Origin of the sequence: Pseudomonas retamae (genome assembly GCF_043496865.1) — a bacterium.
Classification (GTDB): Bacteria; Pseudomonadota; Gammaproteobacteria; order Pseudomonadales; family Pseudomonadaceae; genus Aquipseudomonas; species Aquipseudomonas retamae.
The window spans coordinates 1-13,406 of record NZ_JBIEIL010000017.1; the positions used below are offsets into that span (position 1 = coordinate 1).

Genomic DNA, 13,406 nt, shown 5'->3' on the forward strand with positions numbered 1-13,406 from the left:
TCCCCCTACGAATCCCTCGACTCCAACAAACTCCACGACGCCGCCGACCGCGCCCTCGATCACTACCTCTGCCCGCCCGGCTCTCCGCCACCGCCGCGTAAAAAACGCACGATGTACGCCGTGACCGCCGACTTCAAAAACGAAGAACTGCTGGCCAACGCCTGCGAAACCCTCGCCTCGGCCAGAACCATCGCCAATGACTTCGCCAACCTCATCCCCGCGTCACAGCGCAGAACGCTGCTGGGCATCGCGCAACTGATCATGCTCGGCGAGCTGGCGGTGAGTCGGGCGCTGGATAATCTGGAGTTGCCGCAGTAGCGCCACCGATGATCGTTCCCACGCTCCTGCGTGGGAATGCAGCCCGGGACGCTCCGCGTCCCCTCCAAAGCCGAACGCGGAGTGTCCGTTGAGGCATTTCTTGACTGCGCATGGGAACGATCAAAAAACCTGTCCACACACGCCGAACCCGTGGGAGCGAGCCTGCTTGCGAAAGCTGACGACCAAACGACACATCTTCGCCACGCATAACGAACCGCCGCTCAATCGACCGGTTGGCGGGCCCCATTTCCCACCGTTCATCCCGACCATTCGTCGGAAAACCATCGACACCTGTCAGATCTGACAGGTGCGCAATCCACCATTAAGCGCTCTGATGACACCTGCCCCTTTCATCGTGCAGGAGCCACAGTCATGTCGACCTCAACCCCACCGGACAACACTGTTCTCGTCCTGAGCTCGCCGAAGATCAACGGCGAGACCAAGCCAGTAGTAGGCGCTGACATAGGCGTATCCCTTGTAGCTTACGACCTGATTAACGACGGTGAAGGCGCAGTCGTCCTCGTCGACCCACCGTTGTCGGGCACCCTGGATCCCGATGACGTCATGGAGCTTTGGCTTGAGGGCGAATCAGCGGCGCTGGACAGCGAAACCATTATCGATGTCAACGCGCGTACCACATTGCGCATTCCCAAGGGCCGGCTGCATCCGGACCGGATCAACAAGCTCTACTACACCATCACACGCGGCAGCAACAACGTCGGCACCTCCGAGCCCCCGCTGGAAATACTCTACAACCGTATCCGGCCCGGCTTGAAAGACAAACTGACCGACCCCGGGGGCCACTCAGAACTGAAACTGATACTGCCTGACACCATCAAGAACGGCGTCGGCCCCGGATTCGTCAGCGCCGAAATCTGTGTGGCGTATCCGTACTGCCGGGCGTACGACCTCATCACCCTCAAATGCAACGGCGAACTGCTCGAGCCCAAGCCCAGAGTGAACCCGAATCAGGCACCCACGCCGCCGAACCCCGGCTCGGAAGTGCCGATCACCATCTGCTTCACGATCACCCGCGACTTTCTGGACAAGGCAAAAAGGCTGGATAAAAAACTGAATTTTCTCTTCACCGTCACCGACCAGCTCGGCAACGGCCCGGACACCGATGCGCCGTGGTCGCCGGTGCAGACGGTGGATGAGGATCTGGATGGTCGTTTGCTGCCCATGCCGATTTTACGAGAAGTGCCAAGCGACGAAAACGACAACCCAGGCATCATCGACCTGGTAAAACTGGCGGGCGAAGATTTGTCAGTGGTCGTGTTGACCTCGGATGCCCGCTTTGTGGTGGGCCACGATGTGATTGCGACTTACACCGCAAAAAACACGGGGCAACCGGCCGACGTGGTGGTGGTCGTCAGCGGCAAGGTCGAACAGGAGTTCGGGCAAAAAATCCCGTGCGTGCTTGAAATACCCAACGACCAGATTTTCGCCAGCAGCGTCGTCACGGTGACTTACGAACTGCGCGAACCCGACGGCGATCTGGTGGGGATTTCCAACGCGGCCAACGCCACGGTTACTGGAGCGGCCCCGATCAAGCTATTACCGCCAGCACTAGTGGACGTCGTAGAGCCGATTGATGTGTTGGCGTACCCGAATGGGGTGACCGTGCGCATCAGATTTCCCGAGGCATTGCTAGGCGACCGCGCGCGACTGGTGGAGGTCAACGCGCCGGCGGGCGAGCCGCAGTTTCCTTTAGAGGATTTCGTCGATCAACAGGTGAACGTTGTGTTGAGCCAGGCGTTTCTCGCGGCGCGGCATGACAAGGAAACTACCCTGCGCTGGAACCTCAATCGCAATGCAAGTCAGGTTGGTAGATCAGCTTCTGTCAAAGTGAGCGTGCTGAAGATTACGGACGGAGATTCTCGATTGCCTGCATTTAGAATTGACGAAGCCAATGGCGAAAGCCACGTACTTAATCTTAGAGATTTTCAGGGGAACTGTACCGTTTCAATAGCGCCTAGCCCGTTGATCATTGAGGGCCATCACCTCTGGCTCGATGTAGTCCTAAACAAAACCCTTACGCAGCCTATTGTTATATCCCTTGCACGGGGAGACCTCATAACTGCCGAAGAACAAAACACTGGAGTACGCAGGACTCTGCTGCGTTCCGACTTAGAAAACCTGCCGCATGAAAGCACACTAGAGTTAGTACCAAAAATATTCTTTGGCTCAAATCCCACTGAAGAATACTCTACGAAGTTACCAACGACGGATTACACCCTTCACAATCAAACCTTGTTTATTGAAGAAGACTTTTCCAACGTTGCAAGCCACAAACTGAACGTAGGACAAAGTATCAACATCGGAACAATGACAATCACCAACATGCGTGAGGATAGCGTTTCTGGGGATTATACCGGAATAGGACATCCACTTACTGCGGATTGGGGAAGTCAATGTCTAAAAATCCGAGACACTATAAAAATAGACTTAAATGGAAAAACCGCGACAGAAATCGACTGCAATGTACTAAACAGTCAGACCAACAACGGCATCACCTTTTACAACGCTGCAGGAATACTAATACACTCTGTAGCCGATCTAACGAAAGTCCCAATAAAACTAACAAACAACTTAAAGTTTTCCTCCCTCATAATAGCTACCCAAATAGTCCCTGGCAGCGGAGGTCTGCGAGACTACTTAGACATTGACAACATCAAAATCACCCTATCCATTTAGCGCATCAAACGAGAGGAAGGACAATAAAGGGGACGGATCTATTTACGCTCCTTTAAAGCAAATTCCAGACGCTCCGAGTGGTCGCACGGCGCTCTCGCAAGAAGACTTCCAACTTTTGGCGGAGAATGAAACAGGAAGGGATAAACACGCCCCCTGTGGGAGTTAGCCTGCTCGCGAAGGGCCTTTCAAATCCGGCGCAATTCCTGGATTTAAACGAAGGTGTTTAAAAGACACCTGCAGACACGGTATCAAGGCTACAAAACCTTGCGCCATTGCCTACAGTCAAGCCAGAATCCGCCGGCTTGTGCGCTTTGGAGTCGGGTTCTATTGTGGTCCGGTCGCTGACGAATCAGCGATCGGGTTTAGCGACCCGGATCAGATTAAAGGTGCATCAGCGTCCCAGGCTTCGTTGCGGATCGGTATGTCTGCAACTTCGTTATGGTGGCTGTATGCGGGAGACCTTCGGGTCTACCGGGTGCCTTTGACCGGTTCGCTAACCTGCGTACAGCCGCCACCTATCCTGTTTAGCGACTGGATTTGGCGGCTCCACCACAAAGGAGCTCGACCATGACTAAACCAACGCCAAACCCGCCCGAAACCGACCCCACCTCCCCCTACGAATCCCTCGACTCCAACAAACTCCACGACGCCGCCGACCGCGCCCTCGATCACTACCTCTGCCCGCCCGGCTCTCCGCCACCGCCGCGTAAAAAACGCACGATGTACGCCGTGACCGCCGACTTCAAAAACGAAGAACTGCTGGCCAACGCCTGCGAAACCCTCGCCTCGGCCAGAACCATCGCCAATGACTTCGCCAACCTCATCCCCGCGTCACAGCGCAGAACGCTGCTGGGCATCGCGCAACTGATCATGCTCGGCGAGCTGGCGGTGAGTCGGGCGCTGGATAATCTGGAGTTGCCGCAGTAACACGCCCTGAGTGAAGCGTTGCGGCTGCTGACGTCTTCGCGAGCAGGCTCGCTCCCACAGGGGATCGGTGTTGACCACATGCCCTGTGTTTACACGCCGAACCTGTGGGAGTGGCCTCACAGCCCGCACATGTCTTCAGCCATAAAAAAACCGCTGCCCCGTTGAATCGGGGCGGCGGTTTTTTCGTTTCAGCGGCTTTGCGATCGAGTGGTCAATAGCGGAGATTTTTTACTTTTCCATTTTTGTTCCGGGGCAATTCAAACTCGACCTCGCCGCCCACTGTGATGTTCGCCTGACGGGCATCGGCCAATGGAATGCTGAATCGGTATTCTTTTGCAGTGAGAAAAAACCTGTGGCTTCGGCAAAGGAAATACATCGGCCCGAGGGCTTGGGTGTGATAGTGCCCCTTCCGGTTTTTTCATCGTAACTGCTGAAGATACCTTTCATTGCCTTGCTCCCTTGCACTCGCTCGACTGACCGCGCCAGGTTCGCGGCGCCACCTTGTATCAAACTGCAAAACAAGCGCGGGCGCACCTGTCAGAGTTGACAGTAAAGGGAGATCTCAGACCAGTGGCTGCGCAGTAACCTGGAGATAAGGGGACCAGAAAGGGGGACGGATTTATCTACCTGAGCACTTGCCGGCGCCAGAACCTTCGCCAATGACTTTGCCAATCTCATACCGGCGTCGCAGCGCAGAACGCTGCTGGGGATCTCGCAAGTTGCCGCAGTAGCAGGGATTTTTGACAAGCCTTGGGTTAAGCGCTGTGGCGGCTGACGTCTTCGCGGGCAAGCCCGCTCCCACGGGGGATTGGTGTCGATGTTTAGACGCTGAACCTGTGGGAGCGAGCCTGCTCGCGAAAGCGGCCGGACAGCCAATACATGTGTTCAGGTATCAAAAACCGCCGCCCGGTTGAAACGGTACAGCGGTTTTTCATTTATTACTTTGCTTGAGGACTTTGCTATACACAGCAACGGAACGCTTCAAAGAATACTCTGCGCTCGGCTCTGGATGGAACGCAGAGCGTCCCGGGCTGCATTCCCACGCGGAGCGTGGGAATGATCATTGGGGTGCATTTTTGATCGCATACGACATCTTTCATGGTTAGCGCAGATTATTTCGCCGTGAGGATCTGCTTCGCCGTGATATTGCCGAAATCAAGACCGTTGCGATCGAGGTACTGCGTGCCGCGGAACATCGACTCACCTTCGATCTCGACTGAGTCTTCATCCATGTACATGAGAACGACTTTCGTAGCAGGCGCGGTTATATAAAACATCACAAGGTCGCTTTGTAGCAGGTTCAGCGCCCAATTAAACTTAATGATTGGTAGATCAGCGATTTCGATAATCCTGGTATGGTGCAGCAGTTTGAAATCCTGTGTTGCTTCCACGCGTAATTTTTGCCCGACGACCTCGAACGCCGGTTTGCCATAACGGACCTTCAAATCAAGCCCTGTGCCCCATTGATCCATGTAATAGCCTGGAGACGCGAATAGCTGAAACAAAGCAAGCTTGTCGTGAATATTTCCTGCGGCATCGAACAGGTAATTGTAAGAGTAGTGATAAGCCAGCCCATCCAGCTCAGGCCTGATCGCATTGACCGGATTGTTCAGGTAACCCGGAATATAAACGTTAGCCATTTGCACGAAGTGCGTGAAATCGAGATCCAGATCGAATTTCACCGTGTAACGGATAGACTCCTCCTTGATGTTCCTTTCCAACATCCCGGAAACAAACTTCAGCGTCATTCCTTCGAGTTTTCTATAGATTCGCTCTGCCATGATCACGATCTCTGTGCACGGGATCATTCCCATGTGCATAGCAACGCGACCAGAGAGCGGCGTCTACTGTCAGAGTTGACAGGTACAGACGCATTTCAGACAGACGGCAACTCTCAGGAATCGCGACGCAAATCCGGCGGAATCGGCAAATCGTCCTTGAGCGGATCCGGGCGTTTGCCCTTGCCGGCGCGGTACTGGCGGATCTGGTAGACGTAGGCCAACACCTGCGCCACCGCCAGATACAGCCCGCCAGGAATCTCCTGATCCAGCTCGGTGGAGTAGTAGATCGAGCGCGCCAAGCCCGGCGACTCGAGGAGCATGACGTTGTTGGCGACGGCGATTTCGCGGATTTTCAGGGCGAGGAAGTCGCTGCCCTTGGCCAGCAGCACCGGTGCGCCGCCCTTCTCCGAGTCGTATTTGAGCGCGACGGCGTAGTGGGTCGGGTTGGTGATGACCACGTCGGCGTCGGGGATCGCGGCCATCATGCGGCGCTGGGACATTTCGCGCTGGGTCTGGCGGATGCGCTGTTTGACTTCCGGGCGGCCTTCCTGATCCTTGTGTTCGTCGCGCACTTCCTGCTTGGTCATCAGCAGTTTCTTGTGCGCTTCCCACAGTTGCACCGGCACATCGACGGCGGCGATGATGATCAAGCCGCAGGCCAGCCACAGGGTGCTCCAGCCGACCAGCAACACGCTGTGAATGATCGCTTGATCCAACGGCTCATGGGCGATGCGCAACAGGTCGTCGACGTCGGCCGACAGCACCAGCAGCGCCACGCCGAGGGTGATCAGAAACTTGGCCAGCGCCTTGAGCAGTTCGACCACGGCCTTGAACGAGAACATTCGTTTCAGGCCGGCCGCCGGGTTCATCCGGCTGAATTTTGGGGCCATCGAGCCCGCCGCGAACAGCCAGCCACCGAGAGAGATGGGGCCGATCAGCGCCGCCAGCAACAGGGTAATCATGAACGGCTGAATGGCCACTAACGCCATCTGACCCGACTTCAACAAAAATGCGCCCATGGACCCCTGATCCATGATCACTTCACGGGACAAAGTGAAGTTCAGGCGCATCAGCTCCATCAAGTCTTCGGCCAGCATGCCGCCGAACACCAGCAGCGCGCCGGCGCCGGCCATCATCACGGCGAGGGTGTTGAGCTCTTTGGAGCGGGCGATCTCACCCTTCTCACGGGAATCCTTTTTGCGTTTCTCCGTGGGGTCTTCTGTTTTGTCCTGACCGCTTTCGCTCTCTGCCATGACTCAGCGCGCCCGTGCCAGTTCGCGTAACAACTGCAAGGCCTCGCTGGCCAGCGGTTGATACTGGTTGAGAATATCCGCCAGCCCGACCCAGACAATGAACAGGCCGAGCACCAGGGTCAGCGGAAAACCGATCGAAAAGATGTTCAGTTGCGGCGCGGCGCGGGTCATCACGCCGAAGGCGATGTTCACCACCAGCAGCGCAGTCACCGCCGGCAGCACCAGCAGCAATGCGGCGCCGAGTACCCAACCGAGCTTGCCGGCCAGTTCCCAGTAGTGCGCGGTCATCAGACCGCCGCCGACCGGCAGCGTGGTGAAGCTTTCGGTGAGGACTTCGAAGACCACCAGATGGCCGTTCATCGACAGGAACAGCAAGGTCACCAGCATGGTGAAAAACTGCCCGATCACCGCCACCGAAACGCCGTTGGCCGGGTCGACCATCGAGGCGAAGCCCATGCCCATCTGGATCGCGACAATCTGCCCGGCCACGGCAAACGCCTGGAAAAACAGTTGCAGGGAAAACCCGAGCACCGCGCCGACCAGAATCTGCTCGGCAATCAGCAGCAGGCCGCTGAGATCCAGCGGACTGACGGCCGGCATTGGTGGCAGCGCCGGGGTAATCACCACGGTAATCGCTACGGCAAAATACAGGCGCACGCGTCGCGGAATCAGGGTGGTGCCAAAGATCGGCATGACCATCAGCATTGAGGCGACGCGAAACAGCGGCAACATGAACGACGCCACCCAGGTACTGATCTGGGTGTCGGTCAGCTGAAGCAGCGATTGCATGGCTTAGCCGATGACCATCGGAATGTTTTTGTACAGCTGGATGATGTATTCCATGAACGTCTGCACGATCCACGGACCGCCGATGATCAGCGTCACCAGCATCACCAGCAGACGCGGCAGAAAGCTCAAGGTCTGTTCGTTGATCTGCGTCGCGGCCTGAAACATCGCCACCAGCAAGCCCACCAACAGGCTCGGCACCACCAGAATGGCGACCATCAGTGTGGTCAGCCACAGCGCTTCACGAAAGATATCGACCGCAACTTCCGGCGTCATGGCGAGACACCTCCAAAACTGCTGGCGAGGGTGCCAATGATCAGCGCCCAGCCATCGACTAGCACGAACAGCATGATCTTGAACGGCAGCGAAATGATCAGCGGCGACAGCATCATCATACCCATGGCCATCAGCACGCTCGCGACGACGAGGTCGATGATCAGGAACGGGATGAAGATCATGAAGCCGATCTGGAACGCGGTTTTAAGCTCGGATGTGACGAACGCCGGCACCAGAATGGTCAGCGGTGCCTGATCCGGGCTGGCGATGTCGGTGCGCTTGGACAAGCGCATGAACAGCTCCAGATCGCTGGTGCGGGTCTGCGCGAGCATGAAGTCCTTGATCGGCACCTGGGCCTTTTCCACCGCTTGCTGCGCGGTGAGGGTTTCGGCCAGATACGGTTGCAGCGCGTCCTTGTTCACCCGGTCGAAGACCGGGGCCATGATGAACAGCGTCAGAAACAGCGCCATGCCGGTGAGAATCTGGTTCGACGGCGTCTGTTGCAGGCCGAGGGCCTGACGCAGGATCGAGAAGACAATGATGATCCGGGTGAAACTGGTCATCAGGATCACGGCCGCCGGAATGAAACTCAGGGCGGTCATGATCAGCAGGATCTGCAGGCTGACCGAGTATTCCTGCGCGCCGTCGGCATTGGTGCCGAGGGTGATCGCCGGAATCGACAACGGATCGGCAGCCAATGCCAACGGCGCGGCCAGCATCAGGGCCAGCGTCAAGACGATGCGGAGCGCAGCCATTACTTCGTATCCTTCTGATCCTTGCCGAGAATCTTCAGCAGATGCTGGGCAAATTCCGGTGTGGCTTTTTCGCTGGCAGTAGGCACTTCGACCCGCTCTTTGAGCACGTGCAGCGCGGTGATGCTGCCGGGGCTGAGGCCGAGCAGAATCTGCTCGTTGCCGACCTGCACCAGCATCAAGCGGTCACGCGGGCCGAGCGCGCGCGAACCGATCAATTCGATCACCTGGCCCTTGCCCGCCGGACCTGCCTGCTGCACACGGCGCAACAGCCAGGCGAGGAAGAAGATCAGACCCAGCACCAGCAGCAGACCGAACACCAGTTGCGTCAATTGCCCGGCCACGCCGCTGTTGACCATCGGCGCGGTGGCGGCAGGCGCAGCAGCGGTTGCGCCCGGCTCGGCGGCCAGCACGCTCAGTGGCAAAGCCAGCAAAGCCCAGAGAAACCTTTTCACTCAGCGCAGCTTCTTGATGCGTTCGCTTGGGCTGATCACGTCGGTCAGGCGGATGCCGAACTTCTCGTTGACCACTACCACTTCGCCATGGGCGATCAGGGTGCCGTTGACCAGCACGTCCAGCGGCTCGCCGGCCAGACGATCAAGCTCGATCACCGAACCCTGGTTGAGTTGCAGCAGGTTGCGGATGTTGATGTCGGTGCTGCCGACTTCCATCGAGATCGACACCGGGATGTCGAGAATCACGTCCAGGTTCGGGCCGTCGAGGGTCACCGGGTCGTTGTTTTTTGGCACGCTGCCGAATTCTTCCATCGGCAGACGGTTGGAGCTGGAAGTGCCGGCGTCGGCGGCCAGCAGTGCATCAATGTCAGCCTGGCCGGCGTCACCGGTTTCTTCAAGGGCCGCAGCCCATTCATCGGCCAGTGCCTGATCGTCCTGCGCGTTCATATCGTCGTTCATCATGTGTCCTCGGCGGGCAACAATTCGGTTAAATGCGGGGGTTGAAAACGTCGCCTCAGCGACGCTCGATCGGCTCGATCACTTGCAACGCGAGGTTGCCTTTGTGCGAGCCCATCTTGACCTTGAAGGCCGGCACGCCGTTGGCGCGCATGATCATGTCTTCCGGCATCTCGACCGGGATCACATCGCCCGGCTGCATGTGCAGGATGTCGCGCAGTTTCAACTGGCGGCGGGCCACGGTGGCGCCGATCGGCACGTCGACATCAAGCACGTCCTGGCGCAGGGCGTTGACCCAGCGCTCGTCCTGATCGTCGAGGTCGGACTGGAAACCGGCGTCGAGCATTTCGCGCACCGGCTCGATCATCGAGTACGGCATGGTCACGTGCAGATCGCCGCCACCGCCATCGAGTTCGATGTGGAAGGTGGAGACCACAATGGCTTCGCTCGGGCCGACGATGTTGGCCATGGCCGGGTTCACTTCCGAGTTGATGTACTCGAAGTTGACTTCCATGATCGCCTGCCAGGCTTCTTTCAGATCGACGAAGGCCTGCTCCAGCACCATGCGCACCACGCGCAGTTCGGTCGGGGTGAATTCACGCCCTTCGATCTTCGCGTGACGGCCGTCGCCGCCGAAGAAGTTGTCCACCAGTTTGAACACCAGTTTGGCGTCGAGGATGAACAGCGCGGTGCCGCGCAGCGGTTTGATCTTGACCAGGTTGAGGCTGGTCGGCACGTACAGCGAGTGCACGTATTCGCCGAACTTCATCACCTGCACGCCACCGACGGCAACGTCCGCGGAGCGGCGCAGCATGTTGAACATGCTGATGCGGGTGTAGCGGGCGAAACGCTCGTTGATCATTTCCAGGGTCGGCATGCGTCCACGGACGATGCGATCCTGGCTGGTCAGGTCGTAACTTTTGACACTGCCGGGTTCGGCAGCGTTATCGGTCTGTACCAGACCATCGTCGACGCCATGCAACAGCGCGTCGATTTCATCCTGGGACAGCAGATCCTGCACGGCCATGTCGTGTTCCTACTGCAGTACGAAATTAGTGAAGAGCAACTGTTCGATGACCACTTTGCCCAGCTCTTTCTGCGCCACTTCCTGAACGCTGGCGGTGGCCTTCTGGCGCAACATCTCTTGGCCGACCGGGGTCGCCAGGGTCGCGAAGTCCTGACCGGAGAAGAGCATCACCAGGTTGTTGCGGATCACCGGCATGTGCACTTTGAGCGCGTCCAGATCGGCCTGGTTTCGCGCGAGCATGGTGATGCTCACCTGCATGTAGCGCTGACGTCCGTTCTGGTTGTAGTTGGCAACGAAGGCCGGCGCCATCGGCTCGAAGATCGCCGCCTGCTTGCCGACCGGCGCAGCTTCGGCGGCCTCGGCAGGCTTGCTCTGGGCGCTGTGCATGAAGAACCAGGTCGCCCCTACGGACGCACCGATGGCCAACAGCAAGGCCAGCACGATCACAATGATCAGCTTGAGTTTGCCTTTGGTTGCCGGGTCTTTTACCGCTGCTGCTTCGCTCTTCGCCATGCCAATAATCCGTCACTAATCGGGGGTTTTACAGTTGCACGGCTAGGCAAGAGCAAGTGTTATGCCAGAAGTGTCGGAGGTCGCGCAGACAACGCCAAAGTCAAAAGCCACCCTCACCCCAGCCCTCTCCCCGAGGGAGAGGGAGCAGATTGAGTCGGGTTTTCGTTTTGCATCGACCTAAAGGACCGAGTCGATTACGAGTCGGATGACAAGGGGCGCGCCTCAACTGGATTCAGCGCAAAACGATCAGGGCGGCGCACATCCTGAGCATCCCCCGATCAGTCCCCTCTCCCTCTGGGAGAGGGCTAGGGTGAGGGGCTTTTGATCTGAAGCGATCAGGCGTAATAGTCGACCGCGCTGCTGCCGATCACGCTGGTGGTCTGCGCTGCTACTTCAGCCACGCTGGCCGGCGCCAATTCTTCGTCCACCGAATCGAGGCGACCGCCGGCTGCGCTGGTGCGCCCGCTCTGGCCCTGCTGCGCCTGCTCCTGGCCTTGCTGGCCTTGCCAGCTACGGTTCTGGTCGGCGACGTTGACGTCGACCTGGCCCATGCCCTGCTGGTTGAACATGTCGCGCAGACGGTGCATCTGGCTGTCCAGCGCTTCACGTACGCTTGGGTGCGCACTCATGAACGTGACTTGCGTCTGCTGGTCCGGGACCATGTTCACGCGAATATCCAGACGCCCCAGTTCGGCAGGCTGCAACTGAATGTCCGCCGCTTTCAAGTTGGCGCTCGACAGATACATGACGCGGTTGACCACTTCTTCAGTCCAGCCGCTCTGGTGCATGGCGATCGGCTGATTCACCGGCACTGCATTGGCCGTCTTCGGCGTGGCGGCCTGAGTCAGCGCCGCCAGGCGGTTGGCGAAGTCATCGACGCGGGTATCGCTGGTCGCTGATGTGAGGTCCTTGAGGCCGTCGTCGATCAAGCCGCTGAACGCTTTCTCGCCGCCCTGGCTGGTGCTGTCCTTGTCGGCTTGCACATCGAGCATGCTGGCCATGCCGGCAGCGAAGTTCTGTGCCGCAGTCAATTCACCGTCGGCCTGAGCCTGGGCCGGCGAGGCTTTCGGTTGTGCCTGGCTGGCGGCGGAAATATGCCCGCCCTGCTCCATCGCCATGCGCACGGCGGGCAGCGAATCGAGCGGGTCGGCGGACGGATCGAAATCGCTGGCGGGGGTAGCCGCCGGATCTTTGACCATGCCCGGCAAAGCCGCCAGCGCAGGCGTCTCGACTTCTGGCTGGGCAGTGGCGACGACGGCTGGCGCCTGCACGACAGGCGCGGCGATCAGCGGTTGCGCAGCGGTAACCAATGCCGGATCCAGCGCAGGATCAACCGGTGTAGTTTCAGCGACCGGCGTCTGTGGGGTGTCCGCGCTGGCGTCGCTATTAGCGGCAGTGTCATCGGTGGCTGCGGTTTTATCGGCAGGCAAGTCATTGCCGCTATCGGCAACCGCCGGCTGCGCAGCGGCAGACTGATCCTTGCCGATGTCTTTCTTGCCGCTGTTATCGGCGACCTTGTCGCGCGCCGGTTTGGGCGAATTGTCAGCGCTGGCGACGGGCTTGTTCGAGCCCTGATCGGCGAACACTTTGGCGAAGCTGGAGGCTTTATCAGCGGTGTCTGCGGCCATTGCCGGCGTTTTGGCCGAGGCAGCTTGCGCCTTGGCCTGAGCGGCGTTCTGAATGAGGATGTTGGGGGTCGCAGGCATGAAACGGTCTCCGCTGCACTGGGATCGTAGGTACAGTTGCGGAGTTATCTGCAAGTGCCGGGCCAGATATCGCCGGCGCTTCGGAAAAGCGCCGGACGGCCGGATCAGTGGGTATGGGCGTGATGCTTTTCGTCTTCGTAAACAGGACGCACGTCGGCGAACTCACCGGCGATGCGAGCGACCAGTTGCGCCCGTGCTTCCGGGGTCTGGTCTTTGGCGCTCGACTCCAGATCCTGGCATAACGCGGCGAGGCGGACCGCGCCCATATTGCTGGCGCTGCCCTTGAAGCTATGAGCAATGTCCGACAAGGCCTTGGCGTCCGCTGCATTGCGCAGTTCCGCCAGGCGACTTTCGGAATCCGTCAGAAAAGTATCCAGAAGCTCTGGATAACCCTCCTCCATCACCTCACGCAATACGCTCAGCGCATCGTAATCTACCTGTATGTCAGTCACTTGCTCA

The 13,406-nt window shown here is 58.5% G+C and carries 14 protein-coding genes; 3 read left to right on the forward strand and 11 right to left on the reverse strand.

The window, feature by feature from the left end:
• From ACGSLL_RS25695 to ACGSLL_RS25705, 3 genes are all read left to right on the forward strand, one after another.
• Positions 1-318 (forward strand): DUF6124 family protein (locus ACGSLL_RS25695; RefSeq protein ID WP_394508385.1); only part of this gene is annotated, 318 nt, incomplete at its 5' end.
• 372 nt (positions 319-690) lie between these two features.
• On the forward strand, positions 691-3,015 hold the full coding sequence (locus tag ACGSLL_RS25700) for a hypothetical protein (protein ID WP_394508386.1): 2,325 nt from the start codon (positions 691-693) through the stop codon (positions 3,013-3,015).
• 567 nt (positions 3,016-3,582) lie between these two features.
• Positions 3,583-3,942: a DUF6124 family protein gene (locus ACGSLL_RS25705; RefSeq protein ID WP_208938227.1), complete on the forward strand. Its 360-nt coding sequence runs from the start codon at positions 3,583-3,585 to the stop codon at positions 3,940-3,942.
• A 1,112-nt stretch (positions 3,943-5,054) separates the two neighbouring features.
• Here the strand turns inward: ACGSLL_RS25705 and ACGSLL_RS25710 are convergent.
• The 11 genes from ACGSLL_RS25710 to ACGSLL_RS25760 all read right to left on the reverse strand — a co-directional run bounded on the left by ACGSLL_RS25710 (position 5,055) and on the right by ACGSLL_RS25760 (position 13,399).
• Positions 5,055-5,723 (reverse strand): hypothetical protein, encoded by a 669-nt coding sequence (locus ACGSLL_RS25710; protein WP_394508387.1) that lies wholly within the window; start codon positions 5,721-5,723, stop codon positions 5,055-5,057.
• 113 nt (positions 5,724-5,836) lie between these two features.
• A complete protein-coding gene (gene flhB / locus ACGSLL_RS25715) occupies positions 5,837-6,976 on the reverse strand; it encodes a flagellar biosynthesis protein FlhB (RefSeq protein WP_394508388.1) in 1,140 nt (379 codons plus the stop codon).
• 3 nt (positions 6,977-6,979) lie between these two features.
• The gene (gene fliR, locus ACGSLL_RS25720) at positions 6,980-7,765 is read right to left on the reverse strand and encodes a flagellar biosynthetic protein FliR (protein ID WP_394508389.1); all 786 of its coding nucleotides are present in this window, start codon (positions 7,763-7,765) and stop codon (positions 6,980-6,982) included.
• A 3-nt stretch (positions 7,766-7,768) separates the two neighbouring features.
• Complete coding sequence (gene fliQ, locus ACGSLL_RS25725) at positions 7,769-8,038, reverse strand: flagellar biosynthesis protein FliQ (RefSeq protein WP_038363854.1); 270 nt, start codon at positions 8,036-8,038, stop codon at positions 7,769-7,771.
• The gene (gene fliP, locus ACGSLL_RS25730; protein WP_394508390.1) at positions 8,035-8,793 is read right to left on the reverse strand and encodes a flagellar type III secretion system pore protein FliP; all 759 of its coding nucleotides are present in this window, start codon (positions 8,791-8,793) and stop codon (positions 8,035-8,037) included. The genes fliQ and fliP overlap by 4 nt, the downstream gene beginning before the upstream one ends.
• Positions 8,793-9,245, reverse strand: coding sequence for a flagellar biosynthetic protein FliO (gene fliO, locus ACGSLL_RS25735; RefSeq protein ID WP_394508391.1), 453 nt, complete (start codon positions 9,243-9,245; stop codon positions 8,793-8,795). Before fliO ends, fliP begins: the two co-directional genes overlap by 1 nt.
• Complete coding sequence (gene fliN, locus ACGSLL_RS25740; protein WP_016771070.1) at positions 9,246-9,704, reverse strand: flagellar motor switch protein FliN; 459 nt, start codon at positions 9,702-9,704, stop codon at positions 9,246-9,248.
• Positions 9,705-9,759: 55 nt separating this feature from the next.
• On the reverse strand, positions 9,760-10,728 hold the full coding sequence (fliM, locus tag ACGSLL_RS25745) for a flagellar motor switch protein FliM (RefSeq protein WP_003222890.1): 969 nt from the start codon (positions 10,726-10,728) through the stop codon (positions 9,760-9,762).
• 9 nt (positions 10,729-10,737) lie between these two features.
• Complete coding sequence (gene fliL / locus ACGSLL_RS25750) at positions 10,738-11,241, reverse strand: flagellar basal body-associated protein FliL (protein WP_090282363.1); 504 nt, start codon at positions 11,239-11,241, stop codon at positions 10,738-10,740.
• Positions 11,242-11,576: 335 nt separating this feature from the next.
• Complete coding sequence (locus ACGSLL_RS25755) at positions 11,577-12,947, reverse strand: flagellar hook-length control protein FliK (protein WP_394508392.1); 1,371 nt, start codon at positions 12,945-12,947, stop codon at positions 11,577-11,579.
• 104 nt (positions 12,948-13,051) lie between these two features.
• The gene (locus tag ACGSLL_RS25760; RefSeq protein ID WP_394508393.1) at positions 13,052-13,399 is read right to left on the reverse strand and encodes an Hpt domain-containing protein; all 348 of its coding nucleotides are present in this window, start codon (positions 13,397-13,399) and stop codon (positions 13,052-13,054) included.
• Between the last annotated feature and the right edge of the window lie 7 nt (positions 13,400-13,406).